General features: G+C 43.4%; 25 protein-coding genes. 19 read left to right on the forward strand and 6 right to left on the reverse strand.

Annotated features, from left to right (window positions below):
- Positions 1-15: 15 nt before the first annotated feature.
- The 4 genes from IGI44_RS00400 to lpdA are packed head-to-tail and all read left to right on the forward strand — an operon-like array spanning position 16 to position 4649.
- Entirely contained in the window at positions 16-1020 is a 1005-nt protein-coding gene (locus tag IGI44_RS00400; RefSeq protein ID WP_438785793.1) for a thiamine pyrophosphate-dependent dehydrogenase E1 component subunit alpha, read from the forward strand.
- A gap of 15 nt (positions 1021-1035) precedes the next feature.
- Positions 1036-2013 carry an alpha-ketoacid dehydrogenase subunit beta gene (locus tag IGI44_RS00405; RefSeq protein ID WP_216406329.1) on the forward strand — a complete coding sequence of 326 codons (978 nt, stop codon included), beginning with the start codon at positions 1036-1038 and terminating at the stop codon, positions 2011-2013.
- A 13-nt stretch (positions 2014-2026) separates the two neighbouring features.
- The gene (locus IGI44_RS00410) at positions 2027-3244 is read left to right on the forward strand and encodes a dihydrolipoamide acetyltransferase family protein (RefSeq protein WP_438785794.1); all 1218 of its coding nucleotides are present in this window, start codon (positions 2027-2029) and stop codon (positions 3242-3244) included.
- Positions 3245-3257: 13 nt separating this feature from the next.
- Positions 3258-4649, forward strand: a complete 1392-nt coding sequence (gene lpdA, locus IGI44_RS00415) for a dihydrolipoyl dehydrogenase (RefSeq protein WP_438785795.1) — start codon at positions 3258-3260, stop codon at positions 4647-4649.
- Positions 4650-4691: 42 nt separating this feature from the next.
- Here the strand turns inward: lpdA and proC are convergent, their stop codons facing one another.
- Positions 4692-5504, reverse strand: a complete 813-nt coding sequence (gene proC, locus IGI44_RS00420) for a pyrroline-5-carboxylate reductase (protein ID WP_438785796.1) — start codon at positions 5502-5504, stop codon at positions 4692-4694.
- A 196-nt stretch (positions 5505-5700) separates the two neighbouring features.
- On the opposite strand from proC, the gene IGI44_RS00425 reads away from it, so the two are divergent.
- The 12 genes from IGI44_RS00425 to IGI44_RS00480 all read left to right on the forward strand — a co-directional run bounded on the left by IGI44_RS00425 (position 5701) and on the right by IGI44_RS00480 (position 15249).
- A complete protein-coding gene (locus tag IGI44_RS00425) occupies positions 5701-6654 on the forward strand; it encodes a helix-turn-helix transcriptional regulator (protein WP_438785797.1) in 954 nt (317 codons plus the stop codon).
- Positions 6654-6962, forward strand: a complete 309-nt coding sequence (locus tag IGI44_RS00430; RefSeq protein ID WP_438785798.1) for a hypothetical protein — start codon at positions 6654-6656, stop codon at positions 6960-6962. The genes IGI44_RS00425 and IGI44_RS00430 overlap by 1 nt, the downstream gene beginning before the upstream one ends.
- A gap of 63 nt (positions 6963-7025) precedes the next feature.
- Positions 7026-7376 carry an iron chaperone gene (locus IGI44_RS00435; RefSeq protein WP_438785799.1) on the forward strand — a complete coding sequence of 117 codons (351 nt, stop codon included), beginning with the start codon at positions 7026-7028 and terminating at the stop codon, positions 7374-7376.
- The gene (locus IGI44_RS00440; RefSeq protein ID WP_438785800.1) at positions 7369-7734 is read left to right on the forward strand and encodes a VOC family protein; all 366 of its coding nucleotides are present in this window, start codon (positions 7369-7371) and stop codon (positions 7732-7734) included. Before IGI44_RS00435 ends, IGI44_RS00440 begins: the two co-directional genes overlap by 8 nt.
- Before the next feature lie 190 nt (positions 7735-7924).
- On the forward strand, positions 7925-8815 hold the full coding sequence (locus IGI44_RS00445) for a sulfite exporter TauE/SafE family protein (RefSeq protein ID WP_438785801.1): 891 nt from the start codon (positions 7925-7927) through the stop codon (positions 8813-8815).
- A gap of 101 nt (positions 8816-8916) precedes the next feature.
- Positions 8917-10473 carry a hypothetical protein gene (locus tag IGI44_RS00450; protein ID WP_438785802.1) on the forward strand — a complete coding sequence of 519 codons (1557 nt, stop codon included), beginning with the start codon at positions 8917-8919 and terminating at the stop codon, positions 10471-10473.
- A gap of 65 nt (positions 10474-10538) precedes the next feature.
- On the forward strand, positions 10539-10949 hold the full coding sequence (arr, locus tag IGI44_RS00455; protein WP_438785803.1) for an NAD(+)--rifampin ADP-ribosyltransferase: 411 nt from the start codon (positions 10539-10541) through the stop codon (positions 10947-10949).
- A 125-nt stretch (positions 10950-11074) separates the two neighbouring features.
- Positions 11075-11725 (forward strand): HI_0552 family protein, encoded by a 651-nt coding sequence (locus tag IGI44_RS00460; protein WP_438785804.1) that lies wholly within the window; start codon positions 11075-11077, stop codon positions 11723-11725.
- 119 nt (positions 11726-11844) lie between these two features.
- Positions 11845-13755: a heavy metal translocating P-type ATPase gene (locus IGI44_RS00465; protein WP_438785805.1), complete on the forward strand. Its 1911-nt coding sequence runs from the start codon at positions 11845-11847 to the stop codon at positions 13753-13755.
- A 31-nt stretch (positions 13756-13786) separates the two neighbouring features.
- Positions 13787-14017, forward strand: coding sequence for a heavy-metal-associated domain-containing protein (locus IGI44_RS00470; protein WP_438785806.1), 231 nt, complete (start codon positions 13787-13789; stop codon positions 14015-14017).
- A 1-nt stretch (position 14018) separates the two neighbouring features.
- The gene (locus tag IGI44_RS00475) at positions 14019-14555 is read left to right on the forward strand and encodes a ferritin-like domain-containing protein (RefSeq protein WP_438785807.1); all 537 of its coding nucleotides are present in this window, start codon (positions 14019-14021) and stop codon (positions 14553-14555) included.
- Positions 14556-14589: 34 nt separating this feature from the next.
- Entirely contained in the window at positions 14590-15249 is a 660-nt protein-coding gene (locus IGI44_RS00480; RefSeq protein WP_438785808.1) for a Crp/Fnr family transcriptional regulator, read from the forward strand.
- Positions 15250-15638: 389 nt separating this feature from the next.
- Here the strand turns inward: IGI44_RS00480 and IGI44_RS00485 are convergent, their stop codons facing one another.
- The 5 genes from IGI44_RS00485 to IGI44_RS00505 form a co-directional block, all read right to left on the reverse strand.
- On the reverse strand, positions 15639-16604 hold the full coding sequence (locus tag IGI44_RS00485) for a siderophore ABC transporter substrate-binding protein (RefSeq protein WP_438785809.1): 966 nt from the start codon (positions 16602-16604) through the stop codon (positions 15639-15641).
- A 52-nt stretch (positions 16605-16656) separates the two neighbouring features.
- A complete protein-coding gene (locus IGI44_RS00490) occupies positions 16657-17415 on the reverse strand; it encodes an iron ABC transporter ATP-binding protein (protein WP_438785810.1) in 759 nt (252 codons plus the stop codon).
- On the reverse strand, positions 17412-18380 hold the full coding sequence (locus IGI44_RS00495; RefSeq protein WP_438785811.1) for an iron chelate uptake ABC transporter family permease subunit: 969 nt from the start codon (positions 18378-18380) through the stop codon (positions 17412-17414). The genes IGI44_RS00490 and IGI44_RS00495 overlap by 4 nt, the downstream gene beginning before the upstream one ends.
- Positions 18377-19324 carry an ABC transporter permease gene (locus IGI44_RS00500; protein WP_438785812.1) on the reverse strand — a complete coding sequence of 316 codons (948 nt, stop codon included), beginning with the start codon at positions 19322-19324 and terminating at the stop codon, positions 18377-18379. Before IGI44_RS00500 ends, IGI44_RS00495 begins: the two co-directional genes overlap by 4 nt.
- 336 nt (positions 19325-19660) lie before the next feature.
- A complete protein-coding gene (locus IGI44_RS00505) occupies positions 19661-20026 on the reverse strand; it encodes a MerR family transcriptional regulator (protein WP_438785813.1) in 366 nt (121 codons plus the stop codon).
- Between the two features lie 202 nt (positions 20027-20228).
- Here IGI44_RS00505 and tnpB point away from each other — a divergent pair, with 202 nt between their 5' ends.
- The 3 genes from tnpB (at position 20229) to IGI44_RS00520 (ending at position 22787) form a co-directional block, all read left to right on the forward strand.
- Positions 20229-21368, forward strand: a complete 1140-nt coding sequence (tnpB, locus tag IGI44_RS00510) for an IS200/IS605 family element RNA-guided endonuclease TnpB (protein ID WP_438785814.1) — start codon at positions 20229-20231, stop codon at positions 21366-21368.
- Positions 21369-21530: 162 nt separating this feature from the next.
- Complete coding sequence (locus IGI44_RS00515; protein WP_438785815.1) at positions 21531-21917, forward strand: carboxymuconolactone decarboxylase family protein; 387 nt, start codon at positions 21531-21533, stop codon at positions 21915-21917.
- A 102-nt stretch (positions 21918-22019) separates the two neighbouring features.
- Positions 22020-22787 (forward strand): SDR family NAD(P)-dependent oxidoreductase, encoded by a 768-nt coding sequence (locus IGI44_RS00520; RefSeq protein WP_438785816.1) that lies wholly within the window; start codon positions 22020-22022, stop codon positions 22785-22787.
- Positions 22788-22889: the final 102 nt, after the last annotated feature.

Consider the following 22889-nt stretch of genomic DNA (forward strand, 5'->3'; position numbering starts at 1 on the left):
AATGGAGGCGCATAAATGATGGCAGCAACGAAAAACATCTCGATTCCAAATCGCGCAGGTTTGACGGATGAAAACTTGGTAGAGCTTTATCGCACAATGTGGGAAATTCGTTTCTTTGACGAGAAAGTCGATCAGCTCTTTGCGAAGGGTCTGATCCACGGGACGACTCACTTAGCAGTAGGGCAGGAGGCAACAGCGGCAGGCAGCGGAGCGGTCTTGAGAAAAACAGACTGGATCACCGCCACTCACCGCGGGCATGGGCAAACGATCGCCAAAGGTACGAACATCAATGAAATGATGGCGGAATTATTCGGTCGGACGACTGGAACCAACAATGGGAAAGGTGGTTCGATGCATATTGCTGATTTGGATACAGGAAATCTTGGCGCAAATGGTATCGTGGGTGGCGGCTTCCCGATTGCGACGGGTGCGGCATTAACCTCAAAATTGAAAAAGAACGATACCGTTGCTTTGGCTTATGCGGGGGATGGTTCGACCAATGAAGGAAGCTTCCATGAATCCTTAAACTTGGCCTCAATTTGGGCATTACCTGTCGTCTTCTTCATTGAGAACAACCAGTACGGAATGAGTGGACCATTCAAAACGATGATGAATGTTGATCGTTTATCAGAACGGGCAAAAGCCTATGGTATTGAAGGTATTACAATAGAAGGAAATGACGTCATCGAAGTCATCAATACCACCTATGATGCGGTGGAAAAAGCGCGACGCGGCGAGGGACCAACCTTGATTGAAGCAATGACTTATCGTTGGAAGGGCCATTCGAAATCCGATGCTAAGAAATACCGCACGAAGGAAGAGGAAGAGGACTGGCGCAAGAATCACGACCCAATCAAGTTGGCGCGTGAAAAATTTGTAGCAGCAGGGATCTTTACTGAAGAAGAAGCAGAAGAAATTCGCCTAGCCGCGAAGCAAGCGATTGAAGATGCTGTGGCTTTTGCAGAAGAAAGCCCAATGCCGGCGATCGAAAGCATGTTTGAAGACGTTTATTCGGATTAGAAGGAGGAGCAAAAGATGAGAGAAATCACTTACGCGGAAGCAGTCAGAGAAGCAATGTCTGAAGCGATGCGGGAAGATCAAGATATTTTCATGCTAGGCGAAGACATCGGTGTTTATGGTGGCGCTTTCGGGGTCAGCCGCGGCATGGTGGAAGAATTTGGTGAGGAGCGAGTACGTTCGACACCAATCTCTGAATCAGTGATTGCAGGTGCGGCTGTTGGTTCGGCAATGACCGGGATGCGTCCGATTTTTGAGATTCAGTTTTCAGATTTTATTACGATTGCCTTGGATCAGATCGTCAATCAGGCGGCAAAGATTCGTTACATGTATGGCGGAAAAGCTCGGATTCCACTAGTGATGCGTACGCCTGGCGGTTCAGGAACAGGTGCGGCCGCGCAGCACTCGCAAAGCTTGGAAAACTGGACAGCGCATGTACCGGGCCTAAAGGTCATTCAACCAGCGACTGCCTATGACGCAAAGGGGTTATTGCATGCGGCGATCGAAGACAATAATCCGGTGATGTTCTATGAACATAAGCTGTGCTACCGAACGAGTTCTGATGTACCAGAAGGCAAATACACGATTCCGATCGGTGTAGCGGACATTAAACGTGAAGGCTCCGACATTTCCGTTGTAGCAACAGGCATCATGGTACACAAAGCCTTAGAAGCCGCTGATATTTTAGCAGAAGAAGGCATCCAAATAGAAGTGGTTGATCCACGGACATTGGTACCGTTAGATAAACAAACGATCATCGACTCAGTAGTTAAGACCGGGAAAGCCGTTGTCGTGACGGAAGCTGTGAAGCGCAGTGGATTCAGTGCGGAATTAGCCAGTGTGATCGCGGAAGAAGAGTGTTTTGATTTCTTAGATGCGCCGATCATTCGTTTAGCCGGCAAAGAAATTCCGATGCCGTATCATCCAGAGCTTGAGAAAAAAGCAGTACCGCAAGTAGAAGATATTGTTGACGCTTGTCGTGGATTAATGGCATAGGGGGGACTGGAAAATGGCGAATGAAGTATTGATGCCGAAGTTAAGTTCCACAATGGATGTCGGAACGATCACGACTTGGCTGAAAAATGAAGGCGATTCCGTGGAAATCGGGGAAGCGATTTTTGAAGTGATGACCGATAAAATCGCGATCGAAGTGGAAGCTTATGATGAAGGGGTTTTACTCAAAAAATATATCGGCGACGGGGAGAGTGCACCAGTGAACTCTGTGATCGCCTACATCGGTGAAGCCGGGGAAGACGTTCCCGCAGAAATGCCAAGCGGTGAAGCCGAAGCGGCAGTTGAAGAGGAAGCTGAAAAGGCTGCCGAAGCGGTGGCGGAACCAGTAAATGAAACCGCCGTTGCAACGACTAAGGTTCGAGCAACACCGGCCGCGCGTCGGATCGCACGAGAAAAGGGCATTGATCTGCAAAAGGTTCAGGGGTCTGGTCCGAAAGGGCGAATTCAAGCAATGGACGTGAAGGAATATCAAGAACCAGCGACAGCTACAACACCAAAAGCAGCAGCGACAGAAAGCGAGCTGATTCCTTGGAGCGGTATGCGTAAAGCGATTGCAGACAAGATGTCAGAGAGCAAACAGACGATTCCGCATGTCACGATGAATGCCGAAGTGGATTTAACTAAAGTAATCGAACTGAGGAAGCAATTATTGCCAATGGTAGAGGAACGTACCGATCAACGACTGTCCTTCTTGGAAATCATTGCAAAAGCTGCGATGGTCGCATTGAAAGCGTATCCTGAATTCAATGCTCATGCCTATGAGGACGGGATCAAACAATTTGATCAGGTCAATCTGGGCGTTGCAGTGGCCGTGGACGCAGGATTAGTAGTGCCGGTCGTAGAGCAAGCCAGTCAAATGGGCTTGAGCGATCTGACGGCAGCGGTCAAGGCTGTGACGAAGAAAGCTCGTGAAGGACAATTGATGCCAGCGGAAATGAGCGGTGGAACCTTTACGATCAGTTCGTTAGGTCGCAGTAAGGTACAAACCTTTAACCCAATCATCAACTTGCCAGAAGTGGCGATTTTAGGTGTTGGTGGAAGCTACGAGAAGCTTGTCGTTGAAGATACGCCAGAAGGACCACAGGTAGCAACGATCACAGCGTTGAATCTTTGTCTGTCCTTTGACCATCGAGTAGCAGACGGCGCACCAGCCGCAGCATTCTTAAGTATGATTGTTGAGTTGTTAGAAAATCCAATGAGCTTGTTGCTATAGGGGGCTTGCAAATATGACGAAAAAAACAGATACAGTCGTGATTGGCGCAGGACCTGGTGGGTACGTAGCAGCCATTCGGGCGGCACAATTAGGACAAAAGGTGACGGTAGTAGAAGCAGAGCATATTGGCGGTGTGTGTTTGAATGTCGGATGTATTCCTTCGAAGGCCCTGATCACTGCAGGTCATCGCTATCAAGAAGCACAGCATTCTGATTTTCTAGGCTTGAGTGTCAAGGAAGCGCAGCTGGACTTTACGAAGACACAGCAGTGGAAGGATCAGCAGGTCGTGAAGACACTGACCTCTGGTGTTGGCATGCTATTAAAGAAAAACGGTGCCGATGTGATTATGGGGCGGGCGCAATTTACTGGTCCACAAAGTATGACGATCGCTACGAAAAATGGCGAAGAAAAACTGGAATTCAAACACGCAATCGTGGCAACTGGTAGTCGTCCAATCGAAATTCCCGGCTTTACGTTTGCCGATCGGGTGCTGGATTCCACTGGCGGATTGAACCTAAAAGAGATTCCGAAGAAACTGATCATTATCGGCGGCGGGATCGTCGGATCGGAGCTTGGCGGCGCCTATCGCAATCTGGGCTCGGAAGTCACGATCATTGAAGGCAGTCCGAATATAGTCCCGAATTTTGAAAGTGATATTTCTGAGTTAGTTGCGAAACGTTTCAAACAAAATGGCGTAGAAGTCTTTACAAATGCGAAAGCTAAAAAAGCTGTTGAAACGGCAAATGGTGTGGCAGTAGAATTTGAAGTCAAAGGCAAAACGCAAACGATCGAAGCAGACTACGTGATGGTAACAGTTGGCCGCAGACCGAATACCGAAAATCTAGGGCTAGACAAAGCTGGAGTCAAATTAACGGAGAGAAATTTGGTCAAGGTGGATGAACAATACCGAACGTCGCAAAAAAATATTTTTGCTATTGGTGATATTGTTGAGGGCTTAGCGTTAGCCCATAAAGCCAGCTATGAAGCGAAGGTCGCGGCAGAAGTCATCCGCGGGAAAAATGTTGCCAAAGATTATCGGGCGATTCCAGCAATCTGCTTCACCGATCCCGAAGTGGCGACTGTGGGATACACGTTGGCAGAGGCTAAAGCAGAAGGAATTAAAGCCAAGACAGCGAACTTCCCGATGCAGGCAAATGGTCGGGCGTTATCCTTAAATGCGATGGAAGGCTTTGTCCGTCTGGTCTTTGAAGCCGAAACAGAGTTGGTCTTAGGTGCTCAGATCGTCGGTGTCAATGCGAGTGATCTAGTGGCTGAGATCACCTTAGCGATTGAATCTTATTTAACCTTGGAAGATATTTCACTAACGATCCATGGGCATCCGACACTATCTGAGATGGTGATGGACGCCTGCGAAGTCGGGCTGGGAATGCCGATTCATATGTAAAAGAAAAGTTATGCCATTTTTCTTCGGCATAACTTTTTTTTGCTATTTTTTCCCTAACTCTTCATCTTTGCGAATCGTAGCATCAATGCCTTTAATCACTGTCGAGATAAAGGCATTGTCCTCTAATTCGACGATTCCCGCTACCGTCGTTCCACCCGGCGAGCTGACACGGTCGATCAGTGTCCAAGGATTTTCCTGACTGTGGGCCAAGGTTTCAGCGCTGCCTAAAACGGCTTGGGTCGCCATTTCCAAAGCGATGTCCTTTGGCAGGCCATTTTTTACTGCGGCCCGGGCAATGGAATCGATGAATAAGAAGGTATAGGCTGGCGAGCTTCCGGCGATTGCTGTGAAGATGGAGAAATATTTTTCTTCCAACGCCCATGCTTTACCGACGGCCTGAAACAAATCAATGATCGCTGCAACATCTTCTTTCGTCGCATTCGGATTTCCGCATACAGCTGCGGCACCTTCACCGACCATCGCGTTCATATTCGGCATCACTCGAACGATTCGGATCGGCTGATCGGTTTCAAACACCTCGTAGATGGCTTCCGTGCTCGTTCCGGCAGCGATAGAGACGATCAATGGATCGTTTTTAAGAATGGCCTCTTTCGCTTCTAACAATACGCCTTTTATGACATTCGGTTTGACTGCCAAAATCAGCGTATCGACTGTTTGGATGACTTCTTGTGGATCGTTCAATGCGTGAGCGCCAACTTTTTCAGCAAAGGCTTGTACCTTTTCTGTTGAAATATCATATAAGTAAAGATCCTCTGGCTTGCTGAAGCCCTTTTGAACGATGCCTTCAACGATCGCAGATGCCATATTACCGGCACCAATAAAACCAATTTTCATAGTAAAATCTCCTTTTCTAATAGTAATGAGGGAATATCTCTCCTTCAACTACGATGTGACACATATAAAGTGTTTGAATCAAATGTCTAAATTTCACATTCGTGGTACAATCAATAAAGAAATTATAAGCTTTAGCGCGCTTGTTTGAAATAGTGTAGATAAAGAAGAAAGTGTTTGATTCTAAGGTGGTGGAGAAATGGATGTATCGGTAGCACAGTATGCCAGTTTTTATCAATTTTTGAAAACATTGGATTGCTACCTTGGTTATGAGGAGCAAATGCTGGCTGAGGTCCAACGTTTTGCGGAGAATCCGCAACGAGAAATTGCGGCCTTTGTGACGAAAGAGACGAGTGAGCAGATCGCAGTTCCGACTGATTTTATTCGCATGCTGTATGTGATGAAGGGGACGGTATCGTTTAAAATCGATGAAGAAGAAAAGCAGTTGAATACGGGCGGACTGATCATAGCGAATGGTGCTGCACAGCTTTCTTATCGCGGAGAGCTGGAAGCTGAGGTGATTGCTTTTTATTTCAAACCGAGCTATTTTACGGAATCGCTATTGGGTCAGTTTTTTGAAGAGCCTTTGCTGTATCGTTTTTTTGTAGAAGCGTTGAGTGATGAATTTATTTGCATTTCCCGTTTTTTGGTTTATGATTTTGCGGAAGCGACCGATGTGCATTTTTACGCTCTGCTGCTGTTAAAGCAAGTCGTCAAAATGGCTTATTTCAATAATAAAGTGACTAAATCGGCGTTTGTTCTGTTGATCGTCGAAATTAGTCAAGCCGCACCGGAGCGATTGATCGCAAAGGACAGTGTTGTCTCGAATGGGCAACTGACGGAGGAAATATTGGCATACATCGATGCTCGCTTGGAGCAGGTGACCTTAGAGGAGGTTGCCGGCAAATTCCATTTTCATCCCAATTATTTATCCAGCATGCTGAAGGAAAAAACGGGACACTCCTTTACGGAGATTGTTTTATTGCGAAGAATCGACCGCTGTAAAAGTTATTTGGAGCAAACGGATCTGACTATCCAAACGATCGTCGAAGGATTGGGTTATAAGGACAAAGCCTTTTTCTATAAACGCTTTAAGCAGGTTGAAGGCGTCACCCCGCGTCAGTACCGAAAAATGCGAAAGGAAGAAAACTAATGTATGAAGAACTTTTTGACGACGTTCATTTGACCGTCGTAGAACAGCCGATTGAATGGGTAGAAAATCTGCCGCTTTATCGCGGACATATCAAGGAACTGCCTTTTATTACCGGGGAAGGACCTTCGAAAAAGGCGATGTACCGCCAGTTAGCAGAACAATATCAGGAATATGCGGTCTTGAACCAGGCTGAAGATAAAGAGGAAGAAATGACTTCATCCTTATTAACACCGGAGCAGTTATTGAAATACTATGATGGCGAGACCTTCGACGGCTTTTCTTTAGGCGATTTATTGAAGGACGAGTAAAGCAAGTTTGTATACCTTTTCAACGTTTTCCGCTAGACTAAAAAGAAAAAAGGGCGTGAAGCGATGTCACCGATTGAAGAATACATCCACGATGCTGAAAAAGCTCAGCAACCAATGCTGAAAGAAATTTATCAACTTATCAAGGAAATGGTTCCGGCAGAAGCGACTGAAAAAATCTCTTACGGGATGCCGACGTTTTACTTAACGGAAAATTTGGTTCACTTTGGAGCCATGAAGAAGCATCTTGGTTTTTATCCAACACCTAGCGCGATGACAGCCTTCGAGGAACAGTTGAAGGACTATAAAACCTCAAAAGGGGCTTTGCAGATTCCCTATACGGAAGAGCTGCCGCGGGAGTTAATTACTGAGATGGTTCGTTTCCGTCTCAAGGAAGTGGTGGAGAAAAATGCTTAAGGCAATCGAGATCATGTTGTATGTCAATGATGTCGCGGGAGCCGCGGCTTTTTGGCAGGAAGGATTAGACGGGAAAATTATTTCGCAGCAAACGATGCCGGACGACTCTCTACAGGTAACGGTAGAATTATTTGAGTCAGTGCATCTGGTTTTGTTTGATCGTAAATTTATTGAAGAGGTTTCGCCGGAAGTCGTTGATAATGTTCCTTCGTTACTGCTGAAGGTGACCGACTTAGACAGCTATCATGAGCGGCTGCAAAAGCTTAGCCCGAACGTGAATCCGCTGATGGAGCAAGGCGGAAAACGGCTATTTAATTTCGCTGATCCGGAAAATAATTATTTTGTATTGAGTGAGTGACCTTCAAGCGATTGAAGGTTATTTTTTTGGCTTCAAACGGTTTTAATTGCCACGTCGTTGAATCATTGGATGTTTATGGGACGAATATCATCAAACTGTTATTTAATTTAAGTCAAAATTCTTGTGAATTGTTGTATTATCTTAAGAGGAAAAAGAGCTTTCATTGATTATTTTTTAGAGGAGAGTATTTATGGTACAAATTTTGTTGGGACTGTTAGGCGTCCTATTGGTTTACTATCTTTTTTATTTTGTTCGCGATTTGATCGCTGCACGGGGAAATTGGGGCGGCGGAAACTTCCTTGTTTCTGGTGTGATTGGTTTTATTACTGACGCGATGGATACGTTAGGGATCGGAAGCTTCGCGCCAACGACGATGCTGTTGGAAACAACGAAGCAATTGGACAATGACCGCCAATTACCGGGAACATTGAACGTTTCTCACACAGTTCCAGTTATTATTGAAGCATTTATTTTTATTACAGTTGTCAAAGTAGCACCGTTGACCTTATTTTCATTAGTTCTCGCAGCAATCGTCGGTTCGTATGTTGGTTCTAAAACCGTCAGCAAGCTGCCTGAGAAAAAAGTGCAGTTTTATATGGGGATTGCCTTGATTATCACTGCGGCCTTGATGGCTTTGAAACAATTAGGTCTACTTGATTTATTAGGAACAGGCAATCATTTGACCAGCTTGACTGGGATCAAATTAATCATCGGTATTGTCGGAAACTTCATTTTAGGTGCGTTAATGACGATTGGTGTTGGCTTATACGCACCATGTATGGCGATGGTTTATATGCTTGGCTTGAGTCCACTAGTTGCTTTTCCTATCATGATGGCCTCTTGTGCTGGTTTGATGCCGGTTGCCGGAACAAACTTTATTAAATCAGGTGATTATTCACGCAAGGTCAGCCTTGGCATTACGATCGGCGGAATCATTGGAGTGATTGTTGCCACGCGTTTTGTTACAGGTTTAAATATGAACGTATTGACCTGGGTCGTGATCGCAGTAGTGCTTTATTCGGGCTTCACTTACATCCGTAAAGGAATGCACGAAGTTGCAGTTGGTTTGAAGAAGTCTTAGAGAGAAATCTCTAGGGCTTTTTTTAAATTCACTGAAACTAGCTATTCAGCCGATGCTTTTTGGCGGATAATAACAAAAAGAATGTACGGATAGGAGACAGGATGGATCAAGAATTATTAATCATTGAATTGCTTTCTGCGGCAGAGCCGATATACAAGCGAGCAAAAGAAAATCGCCAAAAAAATCTGGTGTCTGCCTTTTTATTTTTAATAGTTGCAAGTGTGCTGTTTTTTGGGATTGGCAGCTTTGTCTATCAACAGTTAGAAATGCGTGTACGCTCGATCGACAGCGGCTATTGGGTACGGGGATTTTATCATTTCTCCCTCGTGCTGGGACTGCTTAGTGTGCTTGCAGTGGTGTTCTTTTTCATGGTAAATACGATTCAAGGAATCACGCTGCGCCGTTCGTTCCAACGATTTTTGGAACGACAGGTGAAAAAAGCCGCGAAATACCCGGTCGTCTATCAAGATCAGGAGGCTTATTACTTAGCGGAAGAAAAGCGAAAACCCGTGATTCGTTTATTAAAAACAGAATGTATTGAATTAACGACGACCTTCGACGGCGCGACGATCTATTTGGGCAATTATCAAGAGTTTTGGGGCTTTTCTACCGTTCAATTATTTGTGATCACTGAAGAAGCAGAGCGACTGCCAATGACCTTTCCAAAAGCACAGGAAGTAAATCAGAAATGGGTACTTCTGATGATCAGCCTGCTTTTTCTAGGAGCAGCCGGGGTATTTACGTATGATGGGCTGAATCGTCATCAAAATCTTTATGGTGGTCACTCAGAACCAGCGAAGTCCACAGTATCAAGCGAAGCCGCACCACTTTCGAGCGATGATCTGATAGTCCAGCAGGGAACGGCACCAGAAAAGCGGACGAATCAGGCCAATCAATTGGATTTGAATAATGAAACCCATGAGCTATATATGACGACCGATAGTGGAAGTACTTGGTCATTTGTACCGCTGAAACCAGAATGGATGCGCTCTGGCAGCTATTTGTTAACTAGCGGCGAGATTCCGCTGGGCTATTGGATGGATAAAACCTATAATATTGCGCCAGATTTTTCTTGGTTTATTTATTCGGATAACGAAAAAGAGTTGTCTTTCTTATCTTCCCACGATCAAGGCAAGACATGGCAAAAATCCCTCGTCTCAGAAAATGCTCAGAGGATTCGTTATCGCAAGGCGCAGTTTTTCGCTGATGGCAGCGGTGTACTGGTTTATTCCAATGCTTCACCAGAGGTCTCTTCGGAAGGATTAGAAATCTTCCAAACGAATGATTTTGGCAAAACGTGGTCTAGAAGCAATGGGACAACCATTAATCAACCGGTTCAAAATGTTAGCTTTGTCAATCCGACGCTGGGCTTTGTTTCTACTCGGGAGAACCTATACTACACCAATAATAGCGGCAGCTCCTTCAAAGAAGCGGTCGTGACGATTCCCGCGGATTATCAGACCGGTGGATTGGATCTTTTCCAAACCCCCAACGAGGTGACACAGGTCAGTACCAATCAACTAGAAACGAAATTCTATTTATTAAAAAAGGCGGGAATTGATCAGGGGAAAATGTTTGCGTGCCTGTATCGTTCTTCTGATAATGGCGAGACGTGGCAATTTGCCCAACAGCTATCGGAAGTAAAGCCGACTGAATAAGTTTACACACCAAGTTTTTCTTGCTATACTGCTCGGTTACAGAAAAAAGACGATGGAGTGATTCGATGGAAGCTAGATTGGATAAAGGACCGTTTTACCATGGAACAAAAGCTGATTTACAGGTTGGAGATTTACTAGAGGCTGGAAAAAAATCAAACTATGGCAAACAAGTGAAGGCCAATTTTGTTTATTTCTCTGCGACGCTGGAGGCAGCGATCTGGGGAGCCGAACTGGCCTTAGGTGACAGCCCGCAGCGAATCTATCAAGTGGAGCCAACTGGAGATTTTGAGGATGATCCGAATGTAACGGATAAGAAATTTCCTGGGAATCCCACCCGTTCTTATCGTACTCGTCAGCCGATAAAAATCATCGACGAGGTAACAGAATGGACTGGACATTCTGAGGAGCAGCTGCAAACAATGCTGGCTCATGTAGAAAAAATGAAGCAGCAAGGCATCGAAGCCATTAACGACTAGTTGATTTACTAATTTAACGACACTTTCTCAAATTGGGAAGGTGTCTTTTTTATCAATGGATTTTATTTGAATAAAAGTCTCTGAATGGTTAGAATAAGGACGATTTAGTGAAGAGAGGCGAAGTCATGGAAGTAACAATTGATGATCTGGATCTGTTTGATCATGAATTTTTTGCCTTCAAGCAATTGAAGGAACGGTATACAGTCGAAGAGGTCGAAGAAATAAAGCGCCAGTACAAAGACCATTGGCAAAAATGGAAAAGACTGCAACAGACAGTGGCAAGCACATTGCCGGAGTCATTTCATATGGAAAAACCTAAAATCGAAAGCTGGACCAACGGCTGGAATTTACGGAATCATTTTTGGAGTGCATATCGTGATCCAAATCATCCGCATCAGAATGCCTGTTTGGCTGTTTTGTTAAATAAAAAGCAGTTTCAAGTGTATTTGATGTTTCAGCACTATAAAAGTGATGAACGGAGCGGAAGTTTAGCAGCGTATAATCAATTGCTGACAACGTTAGGACAATGGAGTAAAGGGATAGATATCAAGGATTACTATATTTGGCCGCAAGTCGAACATGAGTTGGATGACCATCTGCCTTTGTCAGCGTTTCTATCTGACGATATGCAACCAGAGAAACTGATGCGTGCGATGCAGGGACGCACCTTCCAATTGGGAAAATTATTCTTTAAAACGACAACCATCCCGAATATCGTCGAGACGACGGCTCAGGCTTTGGAGGAATTGGCTCCATTGTATTTTGCATTAACTTAATAGTACAAGGTCGATCGCTGGTTATTGCGGTCGATCTTTTTTTATTTTCTTGATACTCATCAATTATTTCTTACAGTGATCTTTGTAAACTAATAGTGAAAAGAAGAGGAGTGAGAAAAATGATGTATCAGAAAAAAATAGTCGCACACAAAAAAGCAATTACGTTCGTCAGTGGTTTCTTTATTGCAGCAGCAATTGCTGCGAAAGTTCTGTTTCATCAAGTGGCGGTCTACGATATCGGAATGGCGCTTGCATCGATTTTGGGGGCAGCGCCAATCGCGATTCAAGCATATCAAGCAGCGAAGGTGAAGGTTGTCAGTATTGATTTGTTAGTCACCATTGCGGTGGTGGGGGCATTCATTATTGGCGAATACAACGAATCAGCGATCGTGACCTTTCTGTTTTTGCTAGGCCATTTACTTGAGCAAAAAACGTTAGAGCGTACGCGTTCAGCCATTCAAAAACTAGTAAAGCTGGCTCCTGCGACAGCTTGGAAGCTGGTAGGAAATGATGCACAAGAAGTTGCTATTGAAGAAGTGGCGGTCGGGGATCGTCTGTTAGTCAAAACTGGGGCACAGGTCCCGGTGGATGGACTGGTGATGGAAGGGACGGGCTATCTTAATGAAGCGAATATTACCGGTGAATCCAGCCCTGTCTTCAAAGAAAATGCGGATCAGGTATTTGCCGGAACAATCTTGGAAAACGGCACCCTTAAAATCGAAGCTCGTCGGGTAGGTGAAGAGACAACGTTTGGGAAAATTATCGAACTGGTGGAAGAAGCACAAGACAGCAAATCGCTGGCAGAACGCTTTATTGATCGCTTTGCCAAGTATTACACTCCGCTTATTTTAGTTTTAGCTGCGATCGTCGGAATACTGACACGAGATGTTCGTTTAGCAATCACAATCCTGGTTCTTGGCTGTCCAGGAGCATTGATTATCGGAGTACCAGTATCTAATGTCGCCGGAATCGGGAATGGTGCGAAGCATGGTATTTTGATCAAGGGCAGTGAAGTAATGAATACATTTAGCCGCGTGGATACGATGGTTTTTGATAAGACCGGAACTTTGACCAATGGAAAACCTAGTGTGGCTTTTACAAAGGCTTATGGTCATCAAGCCCATGATTATTTAAGCTTGGCGGCCGCCATCGAAAGTGAATCTGATCATCCACTAGGCAAGGCAATTGTTGCGTATGTAAAGGACAAGGCAAAAATAGCAGAGATCAAAGTGACGAATACAGTGGTTTTAAAGGGTAAAGGAATGAGCGCAACAGCCGATGGTGTTCAGTTAATGATCGGGAACAAGGCGTTAATGCAGGAGCAGAGAATTTCGCTTCCGACTGTCGTGGAGGCTGATGTGAAGCAATTACAGATGCAAGGGAATTCAATTGTTTTCGTAGCGGCAGAAAATCAAGTAGTACAAGTGATCGGGATCAAAGATCAACTTCGTTCAGGAGTCGCGGAGACACTCGATGGGCTAAAGCAAAAGGGCATTCAGCGGCTGATTATGTTGTCAGGTGATAATCAAACGACAGCTGAAATCGTTGGGAAAGAATTGGCCTTATCTGAAATCCATGGAGAACTGCTGCCTGAAGAAAAATCAGCTTTTATCCGTCAATTGCAAGAAGAAGGAGCGGTTGTTGCCTTTGTTGGCGATGGGATCAATGACAGTCCTTCGATTGCATTAGCCGATATCGGCATTGCCATGGGCGGCGGAACAGATGTGGCGGTGGAAACCTCAGATGTCGTATTGATTCAATCGAAATTTGAAAATCTAGTCCATGCGTATCGGCTGACGAAAAAGACGGTATTGAATATGAAGGAGAATATCGCGATTGCGATCGGGACGGTTTTGTTTTTATTAGTAGGTTTGATTTTTGGTTATGTCTATATGGCTAGCGGGATGTTTTTCCATGAACTAAGTATCTTAGTCGTCATCCTCAACGGAATGCGTTTGCTTTCTTATCACACAAAAAGTTCAAAACTTGATAGAAATCAATTTGTTCTGCGACAGGACTCAGTAGAATAGGGGTATCAATAGAAATGAGGAGGAAACAACCATGAAACGAGTCATTATTCAATTAGGCACCTTAACGTGTCCATCATGTATGCAAAAAATCGAGCATGCGGTAGGTCAGCAAAATGGGGTTGATAGGGTAAAAGTTCTATTTAACGCTAGCAAAGTCAAGGCAGATATTCAGTCTGAGCAGACGAGTCCAGCGGCTTTGAAAAAAGTTATTGAAGATTTAGGGTACGAAGTAGAAGCAATGAAAGTAAAGGAGCTAGCATGAAATGAATGCAGAAGAAAGGTATCAAGCAGAACAAGTGAAAAATGAAGCGGATCACCATACACCCACAGCTGGTGCGATGATCAGTCATATTTTATCCAATTTATTTATCCATCGCGTAAAATTGCGCCAAACCAATTACTATTTGAAAGGCGCAGCGCGTGGTTTTGCTGAACCTAGACTAAAAACGATGATCGAAGAAGCGGATCAGTTGTTTGACGAATTGAGCCGCTTGGTATTAGATGAAGGAGAGCTTATTCCCACGACGTTAGAGGAATTTACGAACTATGCCATGATCAAAGAAAGCGGTCAGTTGAAATATGAAGAGGCGGAGGCCATCCTTAATGAGCTGGTCGCTGATCTGTCTACTCAAAATTTATTTATTACTCGCGGAATCGTGTTGGCAGAAAAGGAAGGGAAATTCGGTTTAGCTGAATTTCTGAAAAAGCTTTATACTTGGATCAAGCACCAATTGTTGATTTGGCAGCGTTATTTAGGAAATGACGTGAACGAGGAAATTGAAGAAGATGAAGACGAATAGCTGATAGTCATCATACAAACTGAGGAGGGTCTCCATGCATCAAGAACATCTATGTGTATCTTTAGTCCCATTGTTTAATCATCTTGAGCTAGCGGATCAAAAAAAGATTCATGCACTGGTCAAGCATCGGGTCGTTGATAAAGGGGAACAGGTCTTTACACCAGATGGAGAAGAACAGCTGGTCATTGTGGCTCGCGGAAATATAAAAGTGTATCAGCTTTCACCAAATGGTAAGGAGCAAGTTCTGCGTGTGGTAGCGCCTGGCGGCTACGAAGGTGAAAATCAATTGTTTGGTGTGCAAAATGAGGTGTTGTTCGGAGAAGCTTTGGAACCTACGGAAGTTTGTATTCTGAAAAAACAAGATTTTTCTAAATTGTTACTGGACTATCCGCAATTAAGCCTGAAGCTGTTAGAGATCAATGCGGCAAAAATGGTCAAAACTGAGCAGCAGACGCAGTTCTTGATGATGGAAAAAGTAGAAGAGCGTCTAGCGACTTATCTATTGGATTTGGCAAAGGTTGCGGAAGCTGAGACATTCACGTTACCAATGAAAATGAAGGAATTGGCTTTGTTCTTAGGAACGACGCCAGAAACACTTTCTAGGAAATTTAAACGATTAGAAAAGCTGCAGCTGATCCACCGTGAAAAACGGCGAATCGTTTTGCTAGATAAAGATGGATTGGAAGATCTGTAATCAGGTCCTACAGCTAATGAAAAAAGCCTTGATTCGTTCAATCAAGGCTTTTCGCGCACTATAAGGAACGTATAAAATTTTCACATGAAATAAATCGCTATACAATAGGTTTATCCATGTCCGGCTTCACGAACTAGCTTTTCTACGCAAGCTACGCATACAGTTGCTGCTAAATTCCATTAAGCCGAACTAGCATATCGACAATAAGCAAAAATATTTCGAAATTTGAGAAGCACCGAGTAGGTACCAATCAACATCAGTTCTCTTCGATCGCTGTGTTTCTTGGCAATTTAGAAATAGTTTGGTCTTATTGCTGAGACACAGCGACTACTTGCAGAGCTGATGTGGAACAGTACCTACCTGGTGCTCAAAAGCTGAGCGAGTTCTGATTATTCAAATGCTTTGTTGACATCCTCAAGCATCATTTTAACGGATTCTAACCCGCCGCCGCTTAGGTACCAAACATCTGGCTGTAATGAAATGACTTTTTTGTCTTTGCCGGCAGTTGTTTGAGCGACTAGTTCGTTGTCAGCAACAGCATTGTTGCTGTCATCGCCACCAATTGCTTTTGTCCGATCAACGACAAACAGTACATCTGGATTTTTGTCTAGGACATATTCATAAGAGACGCTTTGACCATGTGTAGAGGCTTTGATGGCATCGTCGGCTTCTGTAAAGCCGAAGGTATCGTAAACAATCCCGAAGCGTGAATCTTTTCCATAGGTAGACAATTGTCCTTCGTTAACAAGTACGGTTAAGGCTTTATCCTTGCTCTCTGCTGCTTTGTCTTTGGTTTCTTTGATGCTGGTTTCAAGCGCGTTCAATTGCTTTTTAGCGGCTTTTTCTTTACCGAAGATTTGTCCCAAGGTTTCAACATTTTGCTTGATGGAATTCCAGGTATCGGAGGTGTCGACTGCTAGATACATGGTTGGGGCAATTTCCTTCAATTGATCGAGAAAATCACTTTGACGACCAGAAATAATGATCAAATCTGGTTTCATTTGATTGATTTTTTCTAAATCCGGTTCTTTAATGCCGCCAGCGGATTCTACCTTTTTATAGTCCTCTAAGTAAGCGGGCAGGTTGTCCGTTGCCGCGCCTATGACTTTATCGCCTACACCTAATGCATCCAAGGTATCCAAAGAGCCATTATCGAAAACGACTACCTTTTTAGGATTCTTCGGTACGGTCACTTTTCCATTAGAATCATTAACCTCGAGGGTTTCCGCTTTGGTTGTACTGCTTGTGGCGGCCTTTCCCGTCGAATCGCTGCTTGCCTCATTATTTGTCGAACCGCAGCCGACCAAGCCTACACCAAGTAATACCATAGATAAGCCAACAAGATATTTTTTCATTTCTGTATCCTCCTAATTTATATTAAAGCCTTTTTAAGGCTAATTACTGATTTTAATTGAAATACATACAAAAGCGTTTGCCGTCTAATTCGCAGATTTTTATTTCCATTTCGTATAAGGTATTCAGTACCCGGGGCTGGATCATTTCCTCCATCGTCCCATGGGCAAAAATTTCACCGTTTTTCATCGCAACGATCTCATCGGCGTAAGTCGCCGCAAAGTTAATATCGTGAATCACTAACAGTATGGTTTTATGCTCTTCTTCAACCAAGCGCCGCAAGGTCTTCATTAGCTGGACGGAGTGGTTCATATCTAGATTATTCAACGGCTCATCCAACAGAATATAATCGGTATCCTGCGCTAAGATCATCGCAATATAGGCCCGCTGCAATTGACCGCCAGATAACGTATCGATCATCTCATCAGCCATTTCGACCAATCCGAGCTTTTCTAAGGCATAATCAATCAAGTCTTGATCTTCACTAGTCAGCCGGCCTTTTGAATAGGGGAAGCGGCCAAAACTGACAAGCTCACGAACCGTGATTCGCAGATTAACACCGTTGCTTTGCTTTAGGATCGATAATTTCTGCGACAGCTCATTGGAGCGCCACGCCTTGACCTCATTGTGATCAAGATAGATTTGCCCAGCATCGATTGAGATCAAACGGCTGATCATAGATAATAAGGTACTTTTACCAGCGCCGTTTGGTCCGATAAAGGCCGTCAGTTTTTCTTCCTCGATCGGCAAGCAGACTTCGGTTATCACCTTTTTCGCACCGTAATTTTTTGATACATCCTTTAGATCGATCATCGTTGTCGTCTCCTTTCATAAATGATTTTCCAAATAAAGTACAGGCCGCCGATGAATTGGGTTACCACACTTACGGTCGTTTTTAATTGAAAAACCTGCTCGACTAAAAACTGACTCCCAACTAAAAAGATGATCCCCAGTAAAATCGTGGTAGGGAATAAATAGCTGTGACGATAGGTTGGCATAAGTTGATAACTGATATTTGCAACAATAAACCCTAAAAAGGTGATCGGCCCGACTAATGCGGTTGCCGTTCCGGTTAAGAGACTGACTAAAAATAGAACCAAAATCTGAAACTTATTTAGTGATATCCCAAGATTCGTTGCTTGGTCGCCTCCTAAATGCAGGACATCCAAATAGCGATTGACCGCCATTAGGATGCTAGAGCCTAGCAGGATGATTCCGGCTGCCAAACTTAAATGGGTCGTATTGATATTGCCGAAGCTGGCAAACAGTCGGCCTTGCAGCAAATCGTACTCATTCGGGTCCATCATTACCTGTAAGAAATTACTCGTACTGCTGAATAAGGTACCGAAGATCATCCCCAGCATCAGCAGAATAAACAGATTGTTTTGCTGCCGCTTCAACAGAACGTTAGCCAAAAGCAGACTTAATAACGCCATTAAAAGAATGCTGATCAAAAAGGTCGAGGTCTGTTCCTGTGACAGCATGTTGACACCGCCTAAAAAGAAGAACAGCAGTGTTTGAATCAGCACATATAAGGAATCCAACCCTAAAATATTCGGTGTTAAAAAATGATTTTGGGTCAGGGTTTGAAAGCTGACGGTCGCCATTCCCGTCGCAAGTGCAACAAGCAAAAAGGCGGCAACTTTTTTACCGCGCAGCATCCAAGCAAATTGGAAATTGCCGTAAGTATTATAAGTCAAATAGAGTCCGCATAAAATTAGTGCGAGGATCGTGAGCCCAATCAGCAGCAGCTCTTTTTTAGGTAGAGAAAGTTTCACGTGCGTTTCCTCCTCACCAATAAGTAGATAAAGATCAAGCTACCTAAAATCCCGACAGTCAAACTGACCGGCACTTCATAAGGTGGGATGACAATTCGGGAAAGAATGTCACAGGCCATTAAAAAGAGACTGCCGCTTAATGCGGTAAGCCATAGATTCTTCTTTACATGATCACCATAAATCAGAGAAACAATATTTGGTACAATCACGCCGAGAAAAGGAACGGTACCTACCATGATCAAGACCAAGCCGCTGGCGGCAGCAACTAGCCCGATCCCAAGTGTTTGGATCAGCCGATAATTGACTCCCAGATTGATGGCAACATCTTCGCCTAAGCCGACAATTGTGAAGTAATAGGCAAATAGATAAATAATAAAAAATAGCGGAATCGTTAGATAGAGCAGCTCATAGCTTCCTTTTGCGACTAAAGAAAAATTTCCCTGCAGCCAAGAGGACATATTTTGGATCAATTGAAACTGGTAAGCAAAAAAAGTTGCGACCGACCCAACAATATTTCCAAACATCACCCCTAATAGAGGCAGGAAAATGGGATCTTTTGTTGGAAGCAGCCGGCTTAACCCTAAGAAAACCATTGTGCCAAGAAAAGCAAAAACAAAGGCAGCCAACGTCCGGATGGTGGTCGAGGCGTTAGGTAAAAAGAGCATAACAACTAAGATCCCTAATCGGGCACTGTCCATAGTACCGGCAGTAGTCGGTGAAACGAATTTATTTTGTGTAAGCTGCTGCATGATCAGTCCGCAAATACTCATTGTTGCGCCCGCTAAAATTAAGCTGACAGTCCGCGGGATACGAGTGGTAGCAAGGATTAGCCATTGTTCTGAATTTCCTTGAAATAAAGCTTGCAGCATCAAATCTTTTACGCCAATAAACAGAGAGAGAGCGCTTAACAATAATAAGACAAGAAGAATTCCTATTTTTTTCAATCACTCACCCCTTTTAATAATTGATAATGATTCTCATTCTCTCTAATTGTAAAGTTTAGGTGAAAAGGAACACAAATGCAAGTTGTTTTTATAAATGCTATTTTTTAAAGTGAGTTGGTATGCCTATAGGAAGTATTTTGAAGAGAATGAAGGGGAGGGGCTAAGACACTAGCTGAAATGAGACTTCCAAACAAAAAAGACTGAGGAATGATTCTCAGCCTTTTAGTAATTTTCTAAAGGTTATCAGGATCGCGCTTTTAGGGGCGATAATAGGTGGCAGGTATGAATGGCTGTGGTTTATTTGCTGGCGATTTTGAAACTATAGTTTCTAGCAGATTATTGCTCTCTATCAGCGAGCATTTGCTTATAGGTCGTCTGCTTTGTTTCTAAAAAGGCTAAATGGTCATCGATTTTTCGTCTTTCTGACAATAGCCGTTTTTTTTGGGTCGCCAAAAGCTTCATACGTTTTTCGATCGTCTGGTTCCCTTGGCTGCGCAGTTCTGAATATTTTTTGATCGTCTCTAGCGCCATTCCGGTTTGTTTTAAGCGCTGAATGAAGCGGAGCCATTCAATGTCTGCTTCGCTGTATTCACGATAGCCGCTTTTATTTTTAGCAGGAGCGCTGATTCCCAGCTCCTCATAATAGCGCAGGGTGGGGATACTAAAGCCAGTTATCTTGGCAACTTCACTAATTTTGTACATCGAAATTCTCCTTCTTTGTCCAGTTTTTTTATGAATTAGCCGAGAACACTCGCGACTTTAGTCGTGCAGATGAATCGGCTTCGGTCGTGGCATAGCTTTAGCTATGTTAAACGACCGACATATTCAAATTTAGCGTATACCTATGTTAAAATCATGGAAGCGGATTCAATGTAAAAAATTTCGACAGATTGAGGTGAATACCATGCTGCGACACAAAGCCTACAAATTTAGAATCTACCCCAACGCCGACCAAGAGGTTTTGATTATTAAAACGATTGGATGTGTTCGTTTTGTCTATAACCATTTCTTGGCTCTTTGGAACGAAGTATATTCTAAAAATGGCAAAGGGTTGACCTATAATTCTTGCTCTGCCATGTTGCCTCAGATGAAAAAGAATGAAGCAACGAGTTGGCTAAAGGAAGTCGATAGCATTGCGCTTCAATCCTCGATCAAAAATCTTTCTGATTCCTTTTCCCGTTTTTTTAAGAAACAAACGAACCGACCGCGAGTCAAAAGTAAAAAGAAGCCCGTTCAAAGTTATACGACGAAAAATGTGAATAATAGTATTACGATTATTGAGAATGTCATCAAATTACCGAAGTTAGGACTTATTAAATTTGCGAAAAGTCGAGAACTCAATGGACGGATTTTAAACGCAACCATTCGGAAAAATCCAAGTGGAAAATTTTTTGTCTCAATCCTTTGTGAAGAAGAAATCCCAGAATTGCCTGAAACGGACTTAGAAATCGGAATTGATTTAGGCATCACTGATTTTGCGATTCTTTCTAATGGTCAAAAAATCGATAATAATCGATTCACGTCCAAAATGGAGGAGAAATTCAAACGGGAACAACGAAAATTATCTCGCCGAGCATTAAACGCAAAAAAAGCAGGAAAAGAACTATTTGAAGCGAAAAACTATCAAAAGCAAAAGAAAAAAGTCGCTCGATTGCACGAAAAAGTAATCAATCAACGCACGGACTTTCTGAATAAGTTGAGTACAGAGATTATCAAAAATCACGATATTATCTGTATCGAAGACTTAAGTACGAAATGTATGTTGAAAAATCATAAGCTAGCTAAAAGTATTGCGGATGTCTCTTGGTCTAGTTTTGTAAGTAAATTACAGTACAAAGCTGAATGGTATGGACGCGAGATCATCAAAGTAGATAAATGGTTTCCGTCCAGTCAGCTTTGTTCAAAATGTGGACACAAGGACGGCAAGAAGTCACTCGAAATTAGAGAATGGACTTGTCCTGCTTGTCATGCGCATCATGATCGCGACATCAATGCTAGTAAAAATATTTTGGCTGAAGGATTACGATTACAAACATTGGCCTAAATAAACTCAAGAACCGTAGGAACTACGGGGATAGCTTGGTCAATAAGAGACACCGCTGCGGGCAAAGAAATCCGTTCGCAAGTCTGCTCCATTCCCAAGAATCTCGTGAATTTAGTCATGAGAGGTTCAAAGTACTTTACCATAAAGGAGGCAGGAACTGCTATGAGTGATAAAAGATTGGAACAAGGAATCAAAAATTTGAAGGAAATCGATGGGGAAGCTGGGGAACGGGTGATTGAGAGTCTCGAAACGATTGCACCAGAGGTAGGTCGTTATATTTTGGAGTTTGCCTTTGGCGATATCTACAACAGTGATACCTTATCTTTCCGTGAACGGGAGATCGTCACAATCACTAGTTTGCTAACCCAAGGAGATACGAAAAGTCAATTAATGGTTCATATCAATGGCTCGTTGAATGTCGGCCTCACAGAAGAGGAAATCATTGAGATCTTTACCCACTGCATTCCGTATGTGGGATTTCCCCGAGTTTTAAATGCAATCACAAGCGCTAAAGAAGTTTTTGCATCTAGAAATCGCACTTTATCATAAGCGGGAGCAGTGTTTTTTCACAAACTATTGACATTCCCCTATCAACTTAGGTACCGTTAGGATAGTAACGATGAATGCGTTATCAAAAGGGAGGAATGTTTTATGTTTGATTTGAATGGAAAAGTTGCTGTAGTTACTGGTGCAAGCAGCGGGTTAGGTCGTGACGCAGCGATTGCGTACGCAGAAGCTGGGGCTGATTTAGTTTTGTTAGCTAGACGTCTGGAGCGTTTAGAGGAGCTAGCAGAAGAGATCAAGAAAATGGGACGCGATGTTTTAGCGATCAAAATGGATGTTACGGATGAAGAAAATGTCAAAGCGGGTATTCAGCAAGCGTACGACCACTTTGGTCATTTAGACATTCTGTTGAACAATGCGGGAATCGCAGTCCGTGGTGGGGTAGATTCCTTGACCGTTGAAGATTTCGATAAATCAATGGACGTGAACGTCAAAGGAATCTTCTTAGTCAGCAAATACGTTGTTAAGCACATGATCGAAAATAACTACGGCAAGATCGTCAATGTAGCATCAATCAATGCGGTGATGGCTGACAAGGCTGATGTCTTTATTCGTCATTCCTACAATGCCAGTAAAGCAGCAGTTATCGGGCTTACTAAAGGGATGGCAGCCAGCTACGGAAAGCATAATATTACCACCAATGCTGTTGGACCAGGATTATTTGAATCCGAGATGACGGAAGATACCTTGTTTAAGTCGGATGACTTCTTGACCATGTACAATACGATGAATCCGATGAGTCGTCCAGGAAAACATGGTGAATTGAATGGGACGATCCTTTATTTTTCAAGCGAAGCATCCAGTTATACCAATGGTCAGTTCATCATTGTTGATGGCGGAACATCAATCGTTTAAGTGAAATACTAGTACTTTCTCAACATGAGAGAGTACTTTTTTTGTATCAGTGTGAAGTTTTATTAAATAAACCCTCTTCTCAGACTATTTTTGCTACAATTA

Origin of the sequence: Enterococcus sp. DIV0756, from assembly GCF_051710745.1 — a bacterium.
Classification (GTDB): domain Bacteria; phylum Bacillota; class Bacilli; order Lactobacillales; family Enterococcaceae; genus Enterococcus_A.